Annotated in this window: 18 protein-coding genes; 11 read left to right on the plus strand and 7 right to left on the minus strand. The window is 63.5% G+C overall.

The window, feature by feature from the left end; translation table 11 throughout:
* Positions 1–102: 102 nt before the first annotated feature.
* The 4 genes from aceK to ACJJV2_RS02085 all read left to right on the plus strand — a co-directional run bounded on the left by aceK (position 103) and on the right by ACJJV2_RS02085 (position 4,723).
* Complete coding sequence (gene aceK / locus ACJJV2_RS02070; RefSeq protein ID WP_405277967.1) at positions 103–1,881, plus strand: bifunctional isocitrate dehydrogenase kinase/phosphatase; 1,779 nt, start codon at positions 103–105, stop codon at positions 1,879–1,881.
* A gap of 54 nt (positions 1,882–1,935) precedes the next feature.
* Positions 1,936–2,685, plus strand: a complete 750-nt coding sequence (locus ACJJV2_RS02075) for an SIR2 family NAD-dependent protein deacylase (RefSeq protein WP_405277969.1) — start codon at positions 1,936–1,938, stop codon at positions 2,683–2,685.
* 82 nt (positions 2,686–2,767) lie between these two features.
* Complete coding sequence (locus ACJJV2_RS02080) at positions 2,768–3,712, plus strand: bile acid:sodium symporter family protein (RefSeq protein ID WP_043333793.1); 945 nt, start codon at positions 2,768–2,770, stop codon at positions 3,710–3,712.
* Between the two features lie 99 nt (positions 3,713–3,811).
* The gene (locus ACJJV2_RS02085) at positions 3,812–4,723 is read left to right on the plus strand and encodes a tRNA-uridine aminocarboxypropyltransferase (RefSeq protein WP_405277971.1); all 912 of its coding nucleotides are present in this window, start codon (positions 3,812–3,814) and stop codon (positions 4,721–4,723) included.
* An 89-nt stretch (positions 4,724–4,812) separates the two neighbouring features.
* On the opposite strand, the gene ACJJV2_RS02090 is transcribed toward ACJJV2_RS02085, so the two are convergent.
* The 5 genes from ACJJV2_RS02090 to def all read right to left on the minus strand — a co-directional run bounded on the left by ACJJV2_RS02090 (position 4,813) and on the right by def (position 11,031).
* Positions 4,813–6,261 carry a TrkH family potassium uptake protein gene (locus ACJJV2_RS02090; RefSeq protein ID WP_043333794.1) on the minus strand — a complete coding sequence of 483 codons (1,449 nt, stop codon included), beginning with the start codon at positions 6,259–6,261 and terminating at the stop codon, positions 4,813–4,815.
* An 88-nt stretch (positions 6,262–6,349) separates the two neighbouring features.
* Positions 6,350–7,723 (minus strand): Trk system potassium transporter TrkA, encoded by a 1,374-nt coding sequence (trkA, locus tag ACJJV2_RS02095; RefSeq protein WP_043333795.1) that lies wholly within the window; start codon positions 7,721–7,723, stop codon positions 6,350–6,352.
* A gap of 160 nt (positions 7,724–7,883) precedes the next feature.
* Positions 7,884–9,335: a 16S rRNA (cytosine(967)-C(5))-methyltransferase RsmB gene (rsmB, locus tag ACJJV2_RS02100; RefSeq protein WP_107336004.1), complete on the minus strand. Its 1,452-nt coding sequence runs from the start codon at positions 9,333–9,335 to the stop codon at positions 7,884–7,886.
* Entirely contained in the window at positions 9,332–10,336 is a 1,005-nt protein-coding gene (fmt, locus tag ACJJV2_RS02105; protein WP_405277974.1) for a methionyl-tRNA formyltransferase, read from the minus strand. The genes rsmB and fmt overlap by 4 nt, the downstream gene beginning before the upstream one ends.
* Positions 10,337–10,521: 185 nt before the next feature.
* Positions 10,522–11,031: a peptide deformylase gene (def, locus tag ACJJV2_RS02110; RefSeq protein ID WP_043333797.1), complete on the minus strand. Its 510-nt coding sequence runs from the start codon at positions 11,029–11,031 to the stop codon at positions 10,522–10,524.
* Between the two features lie 255 nt (positions 11,032–11,286).
* Between def and ACJJV2_RS02115 the strand changes: the two genes are divergently transcribed.
* Entirely contained in the window at positions 11,287–12,339 is a 1,053-nt protein-coding gene (locus tag ACJJV2_RS02115; protein ID WP_225347273.1) for a LysM peptidoglycan-binding domain-containing protein, read from the plus strand.
* 101 nt (positions 12,340–12,440) lie between these two features.
* Positions 12,441–13,730 (plus strand): DNA-processing protein DprA, encoded by a 1,290-nt coding sequence (gene dprA, locus ACJJV2_RS02120; protein WP_405277977.1) that lies wholly within the window; start codon positions 12,441–12,443, stop codon positions 13,728–13,730.
* A gap of 87 nt (positions 13,731–13,817) precedes the next feature.
* On the opposite strand, the gene ACJJV2_RS02125 is transcribed toward dprA, so the two are convergent.
* The gene (locus tag ACJJV2_RS02125; RefSeq protein WP_405277979.1) at positions 13,818–14,702 is read right to left on the minus strand and encodes a 5'-nucleotidase, lipoprotein e(P4) family; all 885 of its coding nucleotides are present in this window, start codon (positions 14,700–14,702) and stop codon (positions 13,818–13,820) included.
* Between the two features lie 292 nt (positions 14,703–14,994).
* On the opposite strand from ACJJV2_RS02125, the gene ACJJV2_RS02130 reads away from it, so the two are divergent.
* The 3 genes from ACJJV2_RS02130 to aroE all read left to right on the plus strand — a co-directional run bounded on the left by ACJJV2_RS02130 (position 14,995) and on the right by aroE (position 17,553).
* The gene (locus ACJJV2_RS02130; protein WP_131432705.1) at positions 14,995–15,576 is read left to right on the plus strand and encodes an L-threonylcarbamoyladenylate synthase; all 582 of its coding nucleotides are present in this window, start codon (positions 14,995–14,997) and stop codon (positions 15,574–15,576) included.
* Between the two features lie 179 nt (positions 15,577–15,755).
* Entirely contained in the window at positions 15,756–16,676 is a 921-nt protein-coding gene (gene hemF / locus ACJJV2_RS02135) for an oxygen-dependent coproporphyrinogen oxidase (protein ID WP_107336010.1), read from the plus strand.
* A 43-nt stretch (positions 16,677–16,719) separates the two neighbouring features.
* Positions 16,720–17,553, plus strand: a complete 834-nt coding sequence (gene aroE / locus ACJJV2_RS02140) for a shikimate dehydrogenase (protein ID WP_405278642.1) — start codon at positions 16,720–16,722, stop codon at positions 17,551–17,553.
* A gap of 141 nt (positions 17,554–17,694) precedes the next feature.
* Here aroE and ACJJV2_RS02145 read toward each other — a convergent pair whose 3' ends face one another.
* Positions 17,695–18,420, minus strand: coding sequence for a response regulator transcription factor (locus ACJJV2_RS02145; RefSeq protein WP_405277982.1), 726 nt, complete (start codon positions 18,418–18,420; stop codon positions 17,695–17,697).
* A 257-nt stretch (positions 18,421–18,677) separates the two neighbouring features.
* Between ACJJV2_RS02145 and ACJJV2_RS02150 the strand changes: the two genes are divergently transcribed.
* Together ACJJV2_RS02150 and ACJJV2_RS02155 are read left to right on the plus strand one after the other, a co-directional pair.
* Positions 18,678–19,148 carry a hypothetical protein gene (locus ACJJV2_RS02150; protein ID WP_405278644.1) on the plus strand — a complete coding sequence of 157 codons (471 nt, stop codon included), beginning with the start codon at positions 18,678–18,680 and terminating at the stop codon, positions 19,146–19,148.
* Between the two features lie 48 nt (positions 19,149–19,196).
* Positions 19,197–21,578, plus strand: coding sequence for an ATP-binding protein (locus tag ACJJV2_RS02155; protein ID WP_405277984.1), 2,382 nt, complete (start codon positions 19,197–19,199; stop codon positions 21,576–21,578).
* Positions 21,579–21,731: the final 153 nt, after the last annotated feature.

Below are 21,731 nucleotides of genomic sequence, written 5' to 3' on the forward strand. Positions count from 1 at the left end.
TGAGTCAGGGTTGAAGGCCCGCGACCATTGTCGTCTCGCTTGCTGGCGCGACAGTCCGCATGCTTTGGTCATGTCAGGTGACTTAAGGGCAGGGAGGCGGCGATGGGCAATGATGTGGACAGTGACGAGCGCGGCAATGGCCAGCAGGGCCAGCGACTGGCGGCGACCGTGTTGCATGGTTTCGATGAATATCGATCACGCTTCAAGCAGATCTCCAGTGATGCGCGGCGACGCTTCATCGAGGCCGACTGGCGTGAGGCACAGCAGGCCTCCGCCGCGCGCATCAACCTCTACGACGAGAAGGTCGCCGCCACCATGGAGCGGCTGGAGCGTGCCTTCGAGCCCGACCGCCTGTGCGAGTGCACCCTGTGGGGCGAGGCCAAGCGGCAGTACATGGCGCTGATCGATCAACGCCTCGACTACAAGCTGGCCGAGACCTTCTACAACTCCATCTTCTGCAGCGTGTTTTCCCATCGTCACATCCACGACGACTGGATGTTCGTCTCGCCATCCCGCCAGAGGCCGGCACGCCATTCCGGCTTGAGCATCAGCCATCGTGTTCCGGTCGAGGGTGACTGGGCCGGGGCACTCGAATCCGTGCTCAACGAGGCGCCACTGGGGATCGCCTTCGAGCATCAGGGGCGCGATGTGACGCTGGGCGCCGAGATGTTGCTCGCGACGCTACCTGAGGCGGTGCGCGATGCGCCGGATGCCGCCTTCGAGATGCTGCGCAGCGTCTTCTATCGCAACAAGGGGGCCTATCTGGTCGGGCGCATCGAGGGTGGCGGCCAGACCCTGCCGCTGGTGTTGCCGGTGCTGCATACCGAGCGCGATGGCGTCTATCTGGATACCGTGATCATCGAGCCGGAAGAGGTCTCGATCATCTTCTCCTTCACGCGGGCCTATTTCCAGGTCGAGATCGAAGTGCCCAGCGAGGTGGTCGGGTTCCTGCAGACCCTGATGCCCGAGAAGCCCATCGGCGAGCTGTACGCCGCCATCGGCTTCTACAAGCATGGCAAGACCGAGCTGTTCCGCGGCCTCAACCAGCATGTGGCGAGTCGCTCCGATCAGTTCATCATCGCGCCGGGCGTGCGCGGCATGGTGATGGCGGTCTTCGTGCTGCCCAGTTACCGACTGGTGTTCAAGCTGATCAAGGACCGCTTCGCCCCCGGCAAGGACATGAGTCGTGATCAGGTGCGCGAGAAGTACCGTCTGGTCAAACGCCATGATCGGGTCGGGCGACTGGCCGATACGCAGGAATTCTCGAACTTCACCGTCGGCAAGGACCACTTCGACCCGGCCTGTCTCGACGAGCTGCTGGAGGTGTGCAGCTCCTCGATCAGCCTGCGCGGCAACAAGGTGCTGATCCGTCACTGCTATACCGAGCGCATGATGACGCCGCTCAACCTGTATCTCGAGGAGTGTGACGTCGAGGAAACCCGCGCGGTGCTCAATGATTATGGCAATGCGATCAAGCAGTTGGCTGCCGCTGACATCTTCCCCGGCGACATGTTGCTCAAGAACTTCGGCGTCACGCGCCACGGGCGGGTGGTCTTCTATGACTACGACGAGATCAGCTACCTGACCGAGTGCAACTTCCGTGAGATTCCCGAGGCACGTTACCCTGAGCAGGAACTGGCCAGCGAGCCCTGGTATTCGGTGGGGCCCAACGACATCTTCCCCGAGGAGTTCGGCCCCTTCCTGTTTGCCGATATCCAGCTGCGCAAGCTGTTCTATGAGCTGCATCCCGAGATCTTCCAGGCCAGCTGGTGGCGTGGCCTGCAGGACGCCATCGCGCAAGGGCGCGTGATCGATGTCTATCCCTATCGCAACAAGCGGCGCTTCGGTATCGATCGCAGTCAGGATTTCATCGATGACTGAGTGTGATCGCCATGCCCGCTGTTCGATCCTGTCCAACGCCAGAGAGAGTGCTAGATGAGTGAAGGCTTCAAGGACCCCGGTGCACGTCACGGACGCCATCTGGTCGTGTTGAGTGGCGCCGGCATCAGTGCCGAGAGCGGCCTGCGCACCTTCCGCGCCGAGGATGGCCTGTGGGAGGAGCATCGTCTGGAAGACATCGCGACGCCGCAGGCTTTCCGGCGCGACCCCCAGCAGGTGCTGCGCTTCTACGATGACCGCCGCACCCAGGTACGCCGTGCCAGGCCCAACGCGGCCCACAAGGCGTTGGCTGAGCTGGAGCAGCACGGCTTTCGCGTCTCGGTCATCACCCAGAACATCGACGACCTCCACGAGCGAGCAGGCTCGCGCGAGGTCGTGCATCTGCATGGCGAGATTCTCAAGGCGCGCTCCAGCGTCGACCACGGCCTGCGCTATCCCTTGCCGCGTGGCGGCATTCGCCTCGGGGACCTGTGTGACAAGGGCAGTCAGCTGCGCCCGGACGTGGTGTGGTTCGGTGAGGCGGTGCCGCTCTATGCGGTCGCCGAGGAGATCGCCGCCGAGGCGGACCTGCTGTTGATCGTCGGCACCTCGCTCAAGGTCATGCCGGCGTCCAACCTCTATGCAGCAGCACCGCTGGATGCCCCCGTCGTGCTGGTCGACCCGAATGCCGATGAACTGGCCGAGCCCGGCGTGATGCCGCTGGCCGAAAGTGCCGGTCAGGCGGTACCGCGCCTTGTGCGCCATTGGTTGTATCAGGGCCACCTGGAGCTGCCTGATACGTTATGATGCGCGCCTTCAGGCCTGCCATGGGAGGCGGGCCAGCAATTTCCGGGAAATCGATGCCCCGGGCGACCGAAAAGTGAAAAGCATGTTCGAGACGCTGAATCGTTTCTTCCCCTTGTGGGCGCTGGTCTTTGCCGGCATCGCCGTGGTGGCTCCGACGCCGTTCGTGGCGCTCAAGGACACCATTCAGCCTCTGCTGGCGCTGATCATGTTCGCCATGGGCCTGACCCTGTCGCGTGACGACTTCATACGCGTGGCACGTCGCCCCGGCCCGATCGCGCTTGGGTTGCTGCTGCAATATAGCGTGATGCCGCTGGCCGCCTTCCTGATCGCGCGTCTGCTGGGGCTGGACCCGGCGCTGACGGTGGGCATGGTGCTGGTCGGCGCCACGGCAGGGGGGACCTCCTCCAACGTGATGACCTGGCTGGCCGGCGGACACGTGGCGCTATCGGTCTCGATGACCATGGCCTCGACGCTGCTCTCCATCGTGATGACGCCGCTGCTGACCTGGTGGCTGCTGGGCACCGATATCAACGTGCCGGTCAGCGGCATGCTGCTGAGCATCGCCAAGCTGGTGGTCGCCCCCATCGTGCTCGGCGTGGTCGTGCACCACTTCGCGCGTGATCTGATCCGCGAGTGGGAGTCGGCATTGGCGAGTCTGGCCATGCTGGCCATCGTGCTGATCATCGCCATCGTGGTCTCGCTCAACGTCGGGCGCCTCGCCACGCTGGGCCCGCTGGTCGCGCTGGCGGTCGTGGCACACAATGCCATCGGCCTGAGCGCCGGCTATGGCCTGTCGCGTCTGTTCGGGCTGGATGAGCGCACTTCGCGCACCATCGCCATCGAGGTCGGCATGCAGAATTCCGGCCTGGCGGCGTCACTGGCCAGCCAGTTCTTCTCCGCCACGGCGGCGCTGCCGGGGGCGATCTTCTCCATCTGGCACAACGTCTCGGGGTCGCTGCTGGCAGGCTACTGGAAGCGTCGTCCGCCCAAGTTCGTGACCGGCAGCAAGCACCGCTACGAGGTCTGATCCCGCGAGTTGGCCGCCTGAGCTGTGATAGAGGAATATGAGAAAGGGACGCGCATGCTAGAATGCGCGTCCCTTTTTCTTTGGTTCTGACTGCTCATCATGTGTGATTCCCGCCCCCCGCCGGCTGATGGCGACGATATCGCCGCCTGTGCGCCTCAATCTGCTTCCGCTGTCGCCTCCAGCGTCGATGGCGACGCTGTGGCAATCGATACCGTCGCACCAGGCGAAGGCAGTGGCATCACCACGCTGCCCAGTGGCGAGCCGGAGGCGTGGCACGGACGGCATCCGCGCCGCGAGTTCAAGGCGCGTGGCAGTCAGGTGATTCGCTGTGAGGCGTGCCGCCTGCCCAGGCTCAATTGCCTGTGTCCCTATCAGGTCACCGCCGAGTCACGGATCAAGTTCTGGCTGATCACCCACCCGCTGGAGCATTACAAGCCGACCAATACCGGGCGGCTGATCTCGGATGTGCTGGCGGGCACCGAGGTCTTCAGCTGGTATCGCGTCGAGCCGGACCCGCGTCTGCTGGCGCTGCTGGAAGATGAGCGCTATCAGCCCTTCATCATCTTCCCGGATGACCAGCCCGACTACGCCGATCGCGTGGTCGACGTGAATGCCATCGCCGGCGTCGGCGCCGATGTGGCGACGCATACCGCCAGTGGCGAGGCGCGCATTCCGGTGTTCATCCTGCTCGATGGCACCTGGCGTCAGGCGCGACGCATCTTCCGCAAGAGCCCCTATCTGGATGGCCTGCCGGTATTGCCGCTGCACACTCAGCGCCTGACCCGCTATCACCTGCGCAAGCCTGCCTCCGAGGCGCACCTGTGCACGGCGGAAGTGGCGGCGGAGCTGCTGCGTCAGGCGGGGGAGGAGAACGCGGCCAGCGTGCTGGATGACTACTTCGATGCCTTCAACGACTGCTATCGTGCCAGCCGCATCCACTATGTGCTGGAGCCGACCGCGCCGATGCGCCGCCTGCTGGCGCGCCGTGACGCCACTATCGGCGAGTCATAGTCGAAGCGCTGCAATGAAAACGCCCCCGTCGGAGTCCTCTGGCGGGGGCGTTTGCGCTCAAGGTGATGTTCTTGGTGCGTTCGGGGCTGTCAGCGCCGCCAGAAGGCCGGCGTGAACAGCACCAGGATGGTGAAGATCTCCAGACGTCCCAGCAGCATGGCGAGGATCAGGATGCCCTTGGCGGCCCCCGGGATATCGCCATAGTGGGTCGCGACCTCACCCAGCCCCGGCCCCAGATTGTTGAGCGCCGAGCCGACCGCTGACCACGCTGTCACCTGGTCAAGCCCGGTGGCCAGCATGCCCAGCATCATCAGCACGAACAGCATCAGGTAGACGGAGAAGAAGCCCCACACCGCCTCAGCGACACCCTCGGAGATGCGCATCTTGCCGACCTTGACCGACAGGATGGCATTGGGATGGATAAGACGATGGATCTCGCGCACGCCCTGCTTGAGGATCAGCAGGATGCGGATGACCTTCATGCCGCCACCGGCGGACCCGGAGCAGGCACCGATGAAGGCGGCGATGAACAGCATCATCGGCAAGACACCCGGCCAGCCGGTGAAATCGGCGACGCCGAAGCCAGTGGTGGTGGCCACCGAGACGGCCTCGAACAGGCCGTGTCGCAGTGCCTTGCTGTCATCGTAGCTGCCGGTGAGCAGCAGGCCGGCGATGGTGACGCAGGTCAGGATCAGCAGCAGGATCAGGAAGAAGCGTGTCTCCGGGTCGCGCAGATAATGGCTGATGCGACCCTCGCGCCAGGCGGCGAAGTGCAGGCCGAAGCTGATCGAGGACACCACCATGAAGAACACGCAGATCATCTCGATGCTGGCGGAGTCGAAGTAGCCGATGCTGGCGTCGTGGGTCGAGAAGCCACCGACCGCGACGGTCGAGAAGCTGTGGCCCAGGGCATCGAACCAGCTCATGCCGGCCGCCCAGTAACTGGCGAAGCACACCAGCGTCAGCGCGGCGTAGATGTACCACAGCGCCTTGGCCGTCTCGGTGATGCGCGGCGTCAGCTTGGAGTCCTTCAGCGGGCCGGGAATCTCAGTGCGATAGAGCTGCATGCCGCCGATGCCGAGTGTCGGCAGGATCGCCACCGCCAGCACCACGATCCCCATGCCGCCCAGCCATTGCAGCTGCTGGCGATAGTAGAGGATGGAGTGGGGCAGCAGATCGAGCCCCGTCATCACCGTGGCGCCGGTGGTGGTGAGGCCCGAGAACGACTCGAACATGGCATCGATGATGGTCAGGTTCGGGTCTTCGGCGAGCAGGAAGGGCAGCGAACCGAAGGCTCCCAGCACGGTCCAGAACAGCACCGTGATCAGGAAGCCATCGCGGTTGCGCAGCTCCTTGCGGGCGTGCCGATTGGGGTAGAAGAGCGCAAAACCGGTCAGCAGGGTGATGCCCATCGCCACGGCGAAGGCGCTCAGGGTGTCGTCCTCGAAGACCCTCGAGATCAGCATCGGCGGCACCAGCGTCAGGCTGAACAGCATCAGCAGGATACCGAGGATGCGAGAGATCACGCGTAGACTCATGCGGCGCCTCCCTGAGAGAGGCGCAGCGTGGCGAGGCCACCGAGTGACGTTCGGGGCGGGCGCGGGGCGGAAGTCATGGAGGCCGGCATCAGAAGAAGGTCAACCCGACCTGGAACAGACGCTCCACCTCGCGGATGCGACGCTTGTCGACCACGAACAGGATGACGTGGTCGTTGGATTCCACCACCAGGTCATGATGCGCCACCAGCACTTCCTTGCCGCGCACCACGGCACCGATGGTGGTGCCCTCCGGCAGGTTGATATCCTCGATGCGTCTGCCCACCACCTTGGAGGAGCGCTCATCGCCGTGGGCGATGGCCTCGATGGCTTCCGCCGCACCACGGCGCAGCGAGTGGACATTGACGATGTCACCCTTGCGCACGTGGGTCAGCAGGCCGCCGATGGTCGCCTGCTGGGGCGAGATGGCGATGTCGATCTCGCCGCCCTGCACCAGGTCCACGTAGGCCGCGTTGTTGATCAGCGTCAGTACCTTCTTGGCACCGAGCCGCTTGGCCAGCATCGACGACATGATGTTGACCTCGTCGTCGTTGGTCAGCGCGCAGAAGATGTCGCAATCCTCGATGTTCTCCTCCAGCAGCAGACGCTTGGAGGTGGCGCTGCCGTGCAGGACCACGGTGCGATCGAGGCGCTCGGAAAGGTCGGTGCAACGCGCCAGCGAGTGCTCGATGATCTTGACCTGATGACTGTGCTCCAGCGTCTCGGCCAGACGCTCACCGATATGGCCGCCACCGGCGATCACCACCCGGCGGAAGTTGCGATCGACGCGTCGCAGCTCGCCCATCACGGTGCGGATGTCCTTGCGTGCCGCGATGAAGAACACCTCGTCATCGGCTTCGATCACGGTGTCACCGCGCGGGATGATCGGACGATTGCGACGATAGATGGCGGCGACGCGGGTATCCACGTTGGGCATGTGGCGACGCAGGAAACCGAGCTCCTGACCGACCAGCGGCCCGCCGTAATAGGCCTTCACCGCGACCAGCTGGGCGACGCCATTGGCGAAGTCGAGCACCTGCAGGGCACCGGGGTATTCGATCAGGCGGCGGATGTGGTCCGTCACCACCTGCTCGGGGCTGATCAGCACATCGACCGGAATGGCGTCATGCGAGAACAGGCCCTTGCGGGTCAGATAGGCGGTCGAGCGCACACGCGCGATCTTGGTCGGCGTGTGGAACAGGCTATGGGCGATCTGACAGGCGATCATGTTGACCTCGTCAGAGTTGGTCACCGCGATCAGCATGTCGGCATCCTCGCCACCCGCCTGCCGCAGGATCTGCGGATAGCTCGCCGGCCCCGTGACCGTGCGGATGTCGAGTCGGTTGTGAAGCTCGCGCAGCCGTTCGCTGTCGGTATCCACCACCGTGATGTCATTTTCTTCATGGGCCAGATGTTCGGCGAGCGTTCCGCCGACCTGACCTGCGCCCAGAATGATGATTTTCATGTCCGGCTCGTCCGCTGTTGCTCAGTCGGCACAGGATAAACCAGTGCCAGGACGGAAGACAGCCGCGCCCCGAGAGTCGGGGCGCGGCTGTCCGGGAATGTCAGGCGTGGCGTCTCATGTCATCACGGACGTCGCGCCGACACGGCTCACCTGGCTGTGATCAGGCGCTGGCCTTGGTGATGTGGGCCAGGTAGAAGCCGTCGTGACCATTGACCTGCGGCAGCATCTGGCGGCCAGCACCGGAGACACGGCCCCAGTCGGCCTTGATGGTCTCGGCCTTTGCGTCCGGCGTCGCGGCCAGGAAGCGGTCCATCACGCGGGCGTTTTCCTGGGTGATGATGGAGCAGGTGCCGTAGACCAGGGTGCCGCCGGGCTTGAGCATGCCCCACAGATTGGCCAGCAGCTTGCCCTGCAGGCGCGCCAGATCGCCGATGTCGTTCGGGCGACGCAGCAGCTTGATGTCCGGGTGGCGGCGGATGACGCCACTGCCGGAGCAAGGCGCGTCGAGCAGGATGACGTCGAAGGCTTCGCCGTCCCACCAGTCGCGTTCACTGGCATCGGCACATACGACACCGGCACCAAGCTCGAGACGCTCCAGCGTCTCTTCCACGCGCTCGAGGCGCTCGCCGTCGATGTCGATGGCGGTGGCGTCCAGGCCCGGGAAGCGCTCCAGCATGTCCGCCAGCTTGCCGCCCGGCGCGGTGCAGGCATCCAGCAGGCGCACGCCTTCACCCTCGGCGTTGATGGCCGTCACGGCCGGGGCCAGCAGCTGACCGGCCAGCTGTGCCGCTTCATCCTGCACGCTGACCAGACCTTCCTCGAAGCCCGGCAGGGCGCTGACATCGCAGGCGCTGGTCAGGGTGATGCCGTGCTCGGCGAACGGGCAGGCCACGCCTTCGATCTCGGCTTCCGCCAGCTGGGCGAGGTAGTCGTCGCGGCTGATGGCTGCGACATTGACGCGCAGCGTCATCGGCGCCTGGGCGTTGTTGGCCTCGGCAATGGCCTGCCAGTCGTCCGGCCAGTTGCGCTGGAAGGTATCCAGCAACCACTGGGGGTGGGACAGGGCGACGGCGGGGTCCTTGTCGACCTCGGCTTCCAGCGCTTCCTGCTCACGCTGGAAGCGACGCAGGCAGGCGTTGAGCACGCCGGTGGCCCAGCCCTTGCCCAGGCCACGGGCAGCGCCAGCGGTCTCACCGACGGCGGCGTGCGGGGCGATGCGCATGTACAGCAGCTGATAGAGGCCGAGCAGCAGCAGGGCGTGGATGTCCTGATCCTGCGACTTGAAGGACGACTTCAGCAGCTTGCCCGCCAAGGCATCCAGACGCGGCAGCTGACGGCAGACGCCGAAGCACAGTGCCTTGTAGAGGCCCTGGTCACGCCCGGCGACGCCGGACGGCAGGCTGTCCAGGTTCAGCGAGGTGCGCGCGGCCAGCACCGGGGCCAGCGTGCGCGCTGCCGCGACACGCACCGCAGCGCCCGGCGAGGCCGGTGCATTGTCAGGCTTGCGACGGGCACCGCCATGCTTGTGAGCGCCGCCCTTGCTGCGGGCCGGCGGCAGGGAGTTGCGCTTCTTGCCGTTGCCCTTGGAGGACGGGTTGTCTGACTGGCTCATGCGGAAGTCTCGGTCTGGGAATCGGTATCAGGGGCGTGATCTGCGCCGAGGACGAGGCCCTCGGGGAAGCGCGCAGCACGGGAATTGAGCAGGTCCTTGACGGACAGCGGCTTGGCGCCGGGCAGCTGGGCGCGAGTGATCTCGAGCACCTCATGGCCATCGCCGCAGGCGATGCGCAGGCAATCCTTGCCGGGTGCCAGCAGGGTGCCGGGCGTCACGCTGTCGGTGAGGCGTTGCTCACCGGTGCGGGACATCCACAGGCGCAGCGGCTCGCCTTCAAGGCGTGTCCAGGCCACCGGCCACGGATTGAAGGCGCGAATGCGCGCGTCCAGCTCGGCGGCAGGGCGGGTGAAGTCGAGTTCGGCCTCGGCCTTGGAGAGCTTGGCGGCGTAGGTCACGCCGTCTTCCGGCTGGCGGGTTGCGGGCAGTTCGCTGGCGGCGATGGCGTCGAGAGCCGTGACGATGGCCTCGCCACCCTGGGCCGCCAGCGCATCGTGCAGCTCGCCACCGGTGGTGCTGGCGGTGATCGGGGTGCGGCGGATCAGCAGCATGTCACCGGTATCCAGGCCGGCATCCATCTGCATGATGGTGACGCCGGATTCGCTGTCACCGGCTTCGATGGCACGCTGGATCGGCGCGGCACCGCGCCAGCGCGGCAGCAGAGAGGCGTGGATGTTCAGGCAGCCCAGACGCGGAATATCGAGCACCGCCTGCGGCAGGATCAGCCCGTAGGCCACCACCACCATGATGTCGGCCTCGAGGTCGCGCAGAATCTGACGATCGGCCTCGTCCTTGAAGTTGAGCGGCTGATGGACGGGGATATCGTGCTGGAGCGCCAGCTGCTTGACGGGGCCCGGGGTCAGCTTGCGACCACGCCCGGAGGGGCGATCAGGCTGGGTGTGGACACTGATGATCTCGTGGCGACTGCCCAGCAGGGCGGACAGACACTCGGCGGCGAAATCGGGGGTGCCGGCAAAGGCGATGCGCAGGGCTTTCGACATGTGCTATGACTCATGTAGGAGCACGGAGGCGGCCGTGCTCAAGGTGCTGACGGTTGCGGCAGGACGGCCAGCGCGACAGACGCGGCTGATGGACCAGTAACCGCACGAAGGCCGAGGGGTTGCCCTCGGCCTTCGTGCGGTGCCGCCATGCGCTCAATATCGGCCGTGTGGCCGAGCGTGAGGGATCAGGCTTCTTGCAGCTTGTGACGCTTCTGCATCTTCTTCATCACCCGATCACGCTTGAGCGGGGAGAGGTAGTCGACGAACAGCTTGCCTTGCAGGTGGTCGTGCTCGTGCTGGATGCAATGTGCCAGCAGGCCATCGGCTTCCAGTTCGTAGGCATCGCCGTTGCGGTCCTGAGCCTTGAGTCGTACCTTCAGATAGCGCGGGACTTCGGCATAATATTCAGGAATCGACAGGCAGCCTTCCTGCATCGGTTGCTGTTCATCACCGATCGGGGTGTATTCCGGGTTGATCAGCACCAGCGGCTGGGACTGATCTTCGCTGACGTCGATGACGATGAGACGGCGATGCTCGTCGACCTGTGACGCGGCGAGGCCGATGCCGCGGGCGTCATACATGGTCTCGATCATGTCGTCGATCAGGGTCTGCAGCTCGGCGTCGATCGTGTCGATCGGGGCGGCAACGTTGCGCAGACGCTCATCAGGGAATTCAAGGATTTCGCGTTTGGCCATGGCTGGTGTAATTACCGTTGTGCTGTCAGAAAGGATTTGCCTGATATTGTAGTGTGCGCAAGCGAGGAACGGAACCGAATGCCGTCAATGCTGCTACTATCGCGGCAATAGTCAGGATTGATCTGACATGGCGATGGACAGGGGTCAGCAGCCACCAGGCGCGGGGCAGAGCGGGTCTGCGCGGTGCGGAGTTCAGAACAAGACCATCACCACCGAGCGATGGGTGGCAATAACGCAAGGGACGCAGGAATGGGCATGAAACGACTGGTCGGCAATGCCGTCTTTACGGCACTCCTCGGCATGGCGACGCTGGGGGCAAGCGCAGGGATGTCGCTGGCACAGGCAGCAACCGTGCGTGATGACGTACCTTCCACCTACGTGGTGGTGCGTGGCGATACGCTCTGGGACATCTCCGGGCGCTTTCTGCGTGAACCCTGGCTGTGGCCGGAAGTCTGGCGCGCCAATCCGCAGATCAAGAATCCGCACCTGATCTATCCGGGCGATCGCATCTCGCTCTACTACGAGAATGGCGAGCCACGTCTGCGCCTGGAGCGCGGCCAGGGCGGGGTCGTGAAGCTGTCTCCCCAGATCCGCAAGATTCCCAAGCGCGAGGCGGTGCCGCCGATTCCGCTGGAGAAGATCTCGGCCTTCTTGAAAGAGCATCGCGTGATTGACCCGGCGCTGCTCACCGATGCGCCCTATATCGTGGCCGGGGATGACACCCGCCTGATCAGCGGGGCCGGCGATACCATCTACGCCCGTGGCAACTGGTCCTCCAACGACACCTACAGCGTCTACCGCAAGGGGCAGCGCTATCTGGACCCGGATACCCAGGAGTTTCTGGGGCTGGAGATGATCAGCATCGGCGACATCAAGCTTGAGCGCCGCGAAGGCGATATCGGCGTGCTGCGCGTGCTGTCGGCCAATCGCGAGATTCTCAATGGCGATCTGCTGCTGCCGGCGGACGGTGGTGCGATCACCACCAGCTTCCAGCCGCAGCCGCCCGAAGAAGATGTGGGTGGTGTCATCCTCGCGGCCCCCGATGGGCTGCGCAACATCGGTCGCAATGACATCGTGGCGCTCAATCGCGGCAGTCGTGAAGGCATCCAGCCGGGGTACGTCTTCGGTATCGAGCGCCGCGGCGAGACGATCACCGACCCCGTCACCGGCGAGCCGATCACCCTGCCCGGTGAGGAAGGTGGCCTGGTGATGGTATTTCGTATCTACGACAAGGTCAGCTACGCGCTGGTGATGCAGGCCGGCCGCCCATTGAGCGTCGGTGACAAGCTGCTGGAGCCCCACGGCTGATCGAAAGCCCCTGTCATCCGCAAGCATCGGCGTGGTGAAACGACTCGTCGTGCTGAAGTGAACAACCAGGGTGAGTCAATAATCCGCTCGGGAGGTGTGGCGTGTCGATCGATGTCGAACAACGCGGCCCCTCGCGGGCGGATTTCGTCTTTCTGGCGCGCCTGCCGGGCTTTGGCACGCATACCGCGGCCAAGCTGCGTGAGCGGGCCGACTGGCCGCAGGGCTGGCTGGCGGTATTGCCGCCACGCCTCGCGGCACCGCTGCGCCTGTGGTGCGAGCGTCCCGAATCCTCGCCACTCCATGAGCAGGTGATGGCAGACCTTGCCTGGCATGCGCCGGCACAGGGCTATCATCTGCTCACCCCCGCGGACCCCGAGTGGCCAGCCATGCTCGATACCCTGCCGGACCCGCCGTTGACGCTCTGGGCGCTGGGGCGGCAGTCGCTGCTTGAGTTGCCCATGCTGGCCATCGTCGGCGCACGCAAGGCAAGTCAGGCAGGCCTGCGGCATGCACATGACTTCGCGGCTGAGCTGGTCTCACGTGGCTGGAGTGTCGCCAGTGGGCTGGCGCTGGGAGTCGATGCCGCGGCGCATCAGGGGGCCCTGGCGGCGTCAGCGCGTCTCGGCGCGCACGACTATGCGGCCAACCCCTCGACGCTGGCGGTGCTCGGCTGTGGGGTCGATGTTGTCTATCCCGCTCAGCATCATCATCTTCGCCAGCGGCTGCTGGAGGGCGGCGGTCTGCTGCTCTCGGAGCATCCGCCTGGCACCGGCGCGCATGCGCGTCATTTTCCGCGCCGCAATCGGCTGATCACCGGCCTGTCACTTGGCGTGCTGGTGGTCGAAGCCACGCTGCGCAGTGGCTCGCTGGTCAGTGCCCGGTTGGCGATGGAGCAGAATCGCGAGGTGTTCGCGCTGCCGGGACGCATCGATGACATCACCGCCAGCGGTTGTCTGGAGTTGATCCGTCAGGGGGCGACGCTGGTACGCGACGTCGATGACATGCTGGCGGAGCTCGAGCACCTGTTGCCAGCTCACTTGACCGAGCAGCCGTCAACGCAGCCCCGGGTGGCATCATCCAGGCAGCCCGCTGCCACCTCTGCGGCCTCTCGCTCCGCCACTTCGGCTCGGCAAGCGACAACCTCCGCCACCTTCGCGACACCCACGACATCACTGCCCTTGCCGTCCTTGGCGCCGACAGTATCACGCGCTGCCACACCGCCTGTCAGTCAGGAGGCGGCGCCATTGTGCTTTCTGGGGGCCGTGCCGCTGGCGCTGGACAAGCTGGTCGAGCTGAGTGGCACCTCGGTCAGCGAGCTGAGCATGCAGTTGCTGGAACTGGAGCTCGAGGGGCGAGTCATGCAGGCTCCTGGCGGCTGGAAACGACTCTGACGTTCTGAGCAAAAGTCGCCGGCCTGGCATTGATGATCCAAGGTTGCCGACCTGACAGTGATGATCCGGGAGGCCGGCAACCTGAACTCATTTGCCCTGGCTGACCTTGCCGCTCTCGGGCTGCCAGGCATTGAGCGCCGCATCACGCATGGCGCGCTTCTCGCGCTCACTGGCACTCCAGTTGCCATCGTAGAGCACGCCTTCCCACTCGCCGTAGGTCGGGTTGGGCAACAGCACGAAGCGACGGCCGAACTGATCCGCCTGGCGGGCGACCTCGGCATTGCGTGCGCGGGTGGTGGACTGCTGGAAGGCCTGATCGAAATCGCCGAGGTTATCGCCCATCAGCAGCGCGATGTCATGCTCCTGCGTGACCCGCGCGCGGCGCGCGGTCTTGTCGGAGCTGTCGGTGCGCGGCATCACGTGCTCGGCATCGGCCTGCGGGAAGCCCAGCGCGGCAAGATTGGCGATGGTGGCCTGCTTGCCGGCCGCCTTGCGGTTGGTGATGTAGTACACATCGACGCCGCTGGCGTGAGCGTAGTTGAGGAAGTCCACGGCGCCCGGTGAAGCAGTGGAGACAGCATCATCCACCCAATCAGCCCAGCTCTGGCTGTCATAGGTACGACCTTCACGCAGTGCCCAGCCGCCGTAGCTGGTGGTGTCGAGCACGGTGTCATCGACGTCGACGACCACCGCCAGCGGCTTGTCCTGCGCGTGGCGACGCGCCAGCGCCAGATTCAGGCGGTCGTGGGCCACGTTGAATGCTTGCAGTGACAGGGCATGAAACTCCGCGCTGCGCTGTATCCACAGGGTCGCCAGCATCGCCTGGTCGCTCAAGGGCGCCTGCGCCGCGGCATCCTGCAGCGGGGCAGGGCGTGGCGCCGGCGCGGTCGGCGTCTGGGTGCCAGAGCTGGCACAGCCTGCCAATGCCAGCAGTAGAGCGGCTGAGGTGGTCAGTGAGAAAGCGCGACGCATGGATCACATCCTTGTCTGTAAAAATGAGGGTGAAATGCCATCAGGCCCGGCGCTGGAGACTGTCCAGCAAAGCGTTCAAATGACCTCGATAGTCTTTTGAAACAGGCCTTTGCGTCAGTTTCGCAATACCCTGAGGGTGATGGCCCCGTTCATCATGCCGTGAACCGGGCGGTGCGCCTATGCCACCCCGACGCGACGCCGTGTTGCGTCGATGTGCAGCGTCGGTCTCGCGCCGGTGAGCGTGCTAGAATCGCCGCCATTGTGTTGCCGCAGCTAGGAGTTCGAGCAGATCATGAATGTCAGTGATGTTTCGCTGGATCAGCGTGCCCTCGACGGCGCCGCTGCCTGTCTTCGCAATGGGGGCATCGTTGCCTATCCCACCGAGGCCGTCTGGGGGCTGGGGTGTGATCCCGACGATGGTGAGGCCCTGGCACGGCTGATCAAGCTCAAGTCCCGCGACGCCGCCAAGGGCTTGATCCTGATCGCCGGTGATATCGCCCAGCTGGAACCCTGGTTGGCGGGAGTCACCGTCGAGCAGCGTGAGCAGCTGCTGGCCAGCTGGCCGGGACCCTATACCTGGCTGGTGCCTGACAATGGCCGTGCGCACCCCTTGCTGCGCGGTGAACACGTCAGCCTGGCCGTGCGCGTGACCGATCATCCGCTGGTCCAGGCATTGTGCGCCGCCTTCGGCGGACCGCTGGTGTCGACCTCGGCTAACCGTGCAGGCGAATCGCCTGCCATGACCGCAGACGAGGTGCGTGACGCCTTCGGCGCGGCGCTGGTCAATGACGTGATCCTCGAGGGGCCGCTCGGCGGCAACCCGCGTCCCAGCACCATTCGTGATCTCGCGACCGGCAAGGTACTGCGCGCCTGAGCAGCAGGATCGCCCCTCGAGTTGATCCAGATCAGTGCCGCGTCATCCAGGCGCCCAGGTGGCGCATTTTCCGACCTGCCGAGCGCAGCGTGTCGCGGTAAGCTGGCAGTTCACCGCCAGCAGCGGCCAACGACGGGTGTCGCCCCGTCATCATTCATTCCCGTTCTACCGGAGGCATCGTGGCCCACGCCAATCTCGAAGACGTCAAGGTCTACCTGCTCGATCTGCAAGACCGCCTGTGCGAGGCGTTGCAAGCCTGCGATGGCCAGGCAAGTTTCCGTGAAGACAGCTGGGAGCGTGCCGAGGGTGGCGGTGGTCGCTCACGGGTCATCGAGAACGGCGGCGTGTTCGAGAAGGGTGGCGTCAACTTCTCGCATGTCTTCGGGCATGAATTGCCGGCTTCCGCGACGGCGGTACGTCCGGAGCTGGCCGGTCGCAGCTTCCACGCCGTCGGGGTCAGCTGGGTGCTGCATCCGCACAACCCGCACGTGCCGACCAGCCATGGCAATGTGCGCTTCTTCATCGCCGAGAAGGAGGGCGAGGCGCCGGTATGGTGGTTCGGGGGCGGCTACGATCTGACGCCGTTCTACCCGCATGAAGAAGACGCGCGTCACTGGCACCAGACGGCCTACGATGCCTGCATCGCCTTCGGCAGTGATGTCTATCCGCGCTACAAGGCCTGGTGTGACGAGTACTTCTACCTCAAGCACCGCGACGAGACGCGGGGCGTGGGTGGCCTGTTCTTCGATGATCTCAACGAGTGGGGCTTCGAGCGCTGCTTCGCCTTCCAGCAATCCGTCGGCGATAGCTTCCTTGAAGCCTATCTGCCCATCGTCGAGCGTCGCCGCGACACGGCCTATGGCGAGCGTGAACGCAACTTCCAGCTCTATCGTCGCGGGCGCTACGTGGAGTTCAATCTGGTCTGGGACCGTGGCACGCTGTTTGGCCTGCAGAGCGGCGGACGTACCGAGTCGATCCTGATGTCGATGCCGCCGGTGGTGCACTGGGAATACGGCTACGAGCCTGAGGAAGGCAGTGCCGAAGCGGTGCTGTATCGTGACTTCCTGCATGCCCGCGACTGGCTGGGCGAAGAGGCCTGATCGCCGCATTGACCTGACGCTTTTCTGTGATTGTCCCGGAGTCCTGATGTCCCGTTACGCTGTATTCGGCAACCCGATTGCCCACTCGAAATCCCCGTTGATTCATCGCTCCTTCGCTGAGCAGCTCAAGGACTCGCTGAGCTACGAGGCGCGACTGGCGCCGGTCGATGACTTCGCGGCCGGTTGGGCCGAGTTCGTCGCCGAAGGTGGCCAGGGGGCGAATGTCACCATGCCCTTCAAGGAGCAGGCCTTCCGGCTGGTCGATGTACTGAGCCCGCGTGCCCGTCGCGCCGGCGCCGTCAATACGCTGATGCTCGGCAAGACCGGTCAGCTGTACGGCGATACCACCGATGGTGTCGGCCTGACCCGTGATCTCGAGCGTCTCGAGGCGCCGCTTACGGGCGCGCGCATCCTGATTCTCGGCGCGGGTGGTGCCGTGCGTGGTGTGCTGGAACCTCTGCTGGCCAAGCAGCCGGCGGCCTTGGTGATCGCCAATCGCACCGCCGCCAAGGCCAGCGCGCTGGCCGAGGACTTCGCCGACCTGGCGGGGCAAGGCTGCCTGCTGTCCGGTGGCAGCTATGCGGCCATCGAGGGTCAGTTCGATCTGGTCATCAATGGCACCAGCGCATCGCTGGGCGGCGAGCTGCCGCCATTGCCGGATTCGCTGTTCTCTCCGCAGGCGCTCGCCTACGACATGATGTATGCCGCCGAGCCGACCGTCTTCATGCGCTGGGCCAGCGAGCGCGGTGCGCGGGTCGAGGATGGTCTCGGCATGCTGGTGGAGCAGGCGGCCGAGTCCTACTTCCTGTGGCGTCACAAGCGCCCGGAGACGGGGCCCGTGGCGGGCATGCTGCGCGAGCTGCTGACAGACTCCTGACGATAATTCAGGCTGTTGCTGCACTTGGGGTATCAGTGATGAAAGCGCCGGCACTTCGCTGAATGAAGTGCCGGCGCTTTGCGTTGCGGCGCTTTGCGTTGCGCAGGATGGGGCGGTAACGCGAGAGGCTGAGCGCGCTCTTCAGGCACTAGCGGCAGATAGTGTCGAAGGCGTACAGGTTTCCAGGCGATAGCCATGCTGATACACGCTCTTCAATCGCAGGCCGCGACTACCGTCGAGTTCCAGCTTGCGGCGCAGGCGACTGATATGAGTGTCGACGGTGCGGGTGGAGATGTCCCCATTGATCCCCCATACCATTTCCAGCAGATAGGCCCGTGAGAACAGTTCCCCCACGTGACGCAACAGCAGCACGGCAAGCCGGTACTCGCGCTGTGTCAGATTGACGGGGTGATCGCCGCACCAGATGGTGTGTTCGTCCTGTTCGATTCGATATTGGCCGGGAAGCTCTTCCGCCCCCTGCGATTCGTTGCTGGCCTTGTTGTTGGCCAGGCGTCGCCCCAGCGCTGAAACACGGGCTGACAGCTCCTTGGGATTGATGGGTTTACCCAGGAAGTCATCGGCACCGTGCTGCAATGCATGCACGACATCTTCCTCGCCCTGACTCGCGGTGATGAACAGGATCAACCCCTGCCAACCGTGCTCGTCGCGCAGCGTACGTGTCAGCTCCATGCCGCAGGCGTCCGGCAGCTGCCAGTCGATGATAAGCAGATCGAAGCTGCGCTCCCTCAGCGCGCGAAGAAGTTGGCTTGCGCGCTCGAAACCCGCCAGCTCATGCCCCTGAGCCTCGAGACACAGTGTCAGATAATCACGTTGATCATGGTCATCTTCCAGAATGCCGATTTGCATGTCGCTGCCTCCCTGTGTGGGTATCGCAAGCAGTCTACGCCTCCCTTGCGTGATACCACGTCACAATGGTTCACGGTTGGCAGAAATGTGTCGGCTTATACTCGATTCCATCTGCTGCTTTCCGTCTGTCATTGCCATCGTCATTGGCTGTGACCAACGGGTATCCGTGACCAAATGGAGTCTCCGACATGCCTAGCCTTTCTCTTTCTCGCATCATTCCCATGTCGCTGTGTCGTGCACGATTGTGGTTACTGTTGATGGCGATGTTGTCCTCACCCTTCGCGCTGGCGCTGGAGGCACCACAGGGGCCAGTGGTGTTGCGCGTGACGGGTGATATCACCCATACCAATGCGGGTGGTGAGGCGCATTTCGATCGCGCCATGCTGGCAGCCCTCACGCAACGGGAGACCACGACGACGACCCCCTGGCATGATGGTGAAGTGAGCTTCAGTGGTCCGCTCGGTTCTTCCTTGATGGAAGCGGTGGGAGTCGACAGTGGCACGATGCGTCTCGTGGCGCTCAACGACTACGCAGCCAATGCGCCTGTGCAGGACTATTTCGATTATCCGGTGATATTGGCCATGGAAGCTGATGGCAAGCGCCTTCGTGTTCGTGACAATGGTCCTATCTTCGTCATCTATCCTTTCAGTGAGCAGCCGGATCTTCTCAACGAAGAGATCATGACTCGCTCTGTCTGGCAGGTGAAGCGCATCGAAATTGAACGCTGAACCCGCTATTACCGCTCAACTTCATGAGCTCTGGCAGGATGCCCGTGCATGAACCCACTTCGTTCCCTGCATTTCAGAACTGCCATTGCCATTGCTGCGACGTTGTTCTTCGTCTCGGCTTTGGTGACTGGCGTGTTGGTATACCAACGCCAGCAGGCGCTTGAGCATAAGCTGCGTGAGAATCTGATCTGGGCGGTCTATCAGTACGACAGGGAAGTGCGTGAACTGCGCATGGTGCTGGCCGAGGAGCAGAAGACCCCGACGCCGCCCGCCTTGATGGATGACAGCGAGTTGCTATTGCACCTGGATATCCTGTTCAGTCGCGTGCAGCTACTGCAAAGTGGCGAGCTGGGTCGAATGCTGGCAGGAATGTCTGAGTTGCATCCTCAGCTGATGGCGACACTGCCCAGGCTTGAAGCGCTGGATAACGGCATCATGGAGTTGGCTAGCCGGCATGTACGCGAAGGCGCACTGTACGCGCAACTGTTCGCGCATCTTGTCTCGCTTCAAGAGCAGACAGGTAGGCTGCTGCTTGATGTGAATGCGGAAGCCGCCATTCAGCGGACGAAGGAACGTGCGGAGCTTCTGGAGTTGTATGCTCTGGCTCTGTTGCTGGTTCTGCTGATGACTCTCAGTGGTACTGTCCTGGTTGGCGCTTTGGTCGCCGAAACCCGCGGCAAGGCCTCGAAGGCGAGAAAGCTCGAAGAGCGAACTCGAGAGCTCGATGGCATGGTTCAGCTGGCGCAGGCGGCCAGTCGTGCCAAGTCCGAGTTCATGGCGATCATGAGCCATGAGATCCGCACTCCGCTCAATGGCATGGTCGGTGTGTCGGACCTGCTCGGCGAAGAGGTCGCGACACCGCTGGGCCAGAAATATCTCAAGATGCTGCGCCAGAGTGCCGAGAGTCTGCAGGCCGTCATCAATGATGTGCTGGATTATTCCAAGATTGAGGCTGGCAAGCTGGAGCTGGATCAGCGTTGCTTCTCACTCCCTGAGTTTCTCGATTCCCTTGTCAGCCATTACAGCCGTCAATGCGAGAGTGATGGCAAGGGGCAGGCTCGTATCTTTCTGGAGGAGCGTGCTGAGGATCTGCCCGCCTGGGTCGAGGGTGACGTCAATCGCCTGCGTCAGGTGCTGACCAATCTGCTCAATAATGCCTTCAAGTTCTGTCCGCAAGGGACTATCCGGTTGAGCTCTTCGCTGGGAGAGGACGGGGCAGTGTATTTTGAAGTTCACGACAGTGGCTGCGGAATCGCCTCTGACCAGGTGAGTCAATTGTTCGCGCCTTTCACTCAAGTGGATACTTCCATGGCGCGTCGTCATGAAGGTACCGGTCTTGGGCTGGCCATCTGCAAGCGACTGGTGGAGGCGATGGGTGGGGAGATCGGCGTGGAGAGTCATCTCGGGCTTGGCAGCCGATTCTGGTGCTGCGTGCCGTTGTCGGTGCTGACGGACGCCGAGGCCTGTCCACAGCAGGCGGTGGGTGACGCGCTCTTGCCCAGCGCAAGTGTACTGGTGGTGGAAGACAACGAGGTCAATCAGTCACTGGCTCGGGCCATGCTCGAGTATCTTGATCAGCGAGTCACGGTGGTGGAGGACGGTGAGCAGGCGCTGGAGTGGCTAGCGCAGGCCGAGAACGACATTGATCTCGTGTTCATGGACATGCAGATGCCGGTGCTGGATGGCGTCGAGACGACTCGACGCTGGCGGCAGCGGGAGGCCGAACTGTCGGGCGTCGACCGTCTGCCGATCATTGCGATGACGGCCAACGTGATGCAGGAAGACGCACGGCGTTGTATCGAAGCGGGCATGGATGATGTGTTGCACAAGCCGTTCACCCGCGATGACCTGCACCGAGTACTGCAGCAATATCTGACGCCTGACCCTTCAGGTGAGATCGAGGAGGCTGGCGCTGCACCTCGTGTCATGCCCTCTGTAGAGGAAGAGCAAGCGGTAACCCCCATTCATACGGCGATTGAAGAGCAGCAGACAGTGCTACCTGAGACTCAAGCATTTGGTGACATGATAGGTGCACCAGTCGTGCGCCTTGCCCGCGATGATGCTGAGATGGTCAATGATGTTGCTCAATTGCTGCAACGCTCGACCTGTCAGGAATTGCTGGGCACTCTCAGTGGAGATGCTTATTCGGGGCTGTTGAGCAATTACCTGGCACGGCTTGAAGCACGTATCGATGTCATGTCGACGCTGCTTGATCAAGCGGATCTCGAGGAGCTCAAGCGAGAAGCACACTCGTTGAAAGGTGCTTCTGCATCGCTTGGGTGTAGCGGAATTGCCGATGTTGCCAAGAGTTTGGAAGAGGCCGCGAAGTCAGAGGATATGAGCCGTGCTCACGATCAGGTAGCCACATTGCAGACATTGCGTCTCCCGACACGTGATGTCCTGATTGAACAGGGATATCTCTTGTCCTGAGCATAGGCGCTGTCGTATTGGGTGTTGATCGTGTTGTCAGAGACGTTCACAGAATAAGAGCCGCTCATATCATCCTGAGCGGCTCTTATTCTTGTGATATCAGCTGATGTAGTGGTTGTTGTGCAGTTTCCTGGTACTGATTTGACTGTGGCT

The sequence above is a fragment of the Cobetia sp. Ld8 genome (assembly GCF_045066615.1).
Lineage (GTDB): Bacteria > Pseudomonadota > Gammaproteobacteria > Pseudomonadales > Halomonadaceae > Cobetia > Cobetia amphilecti.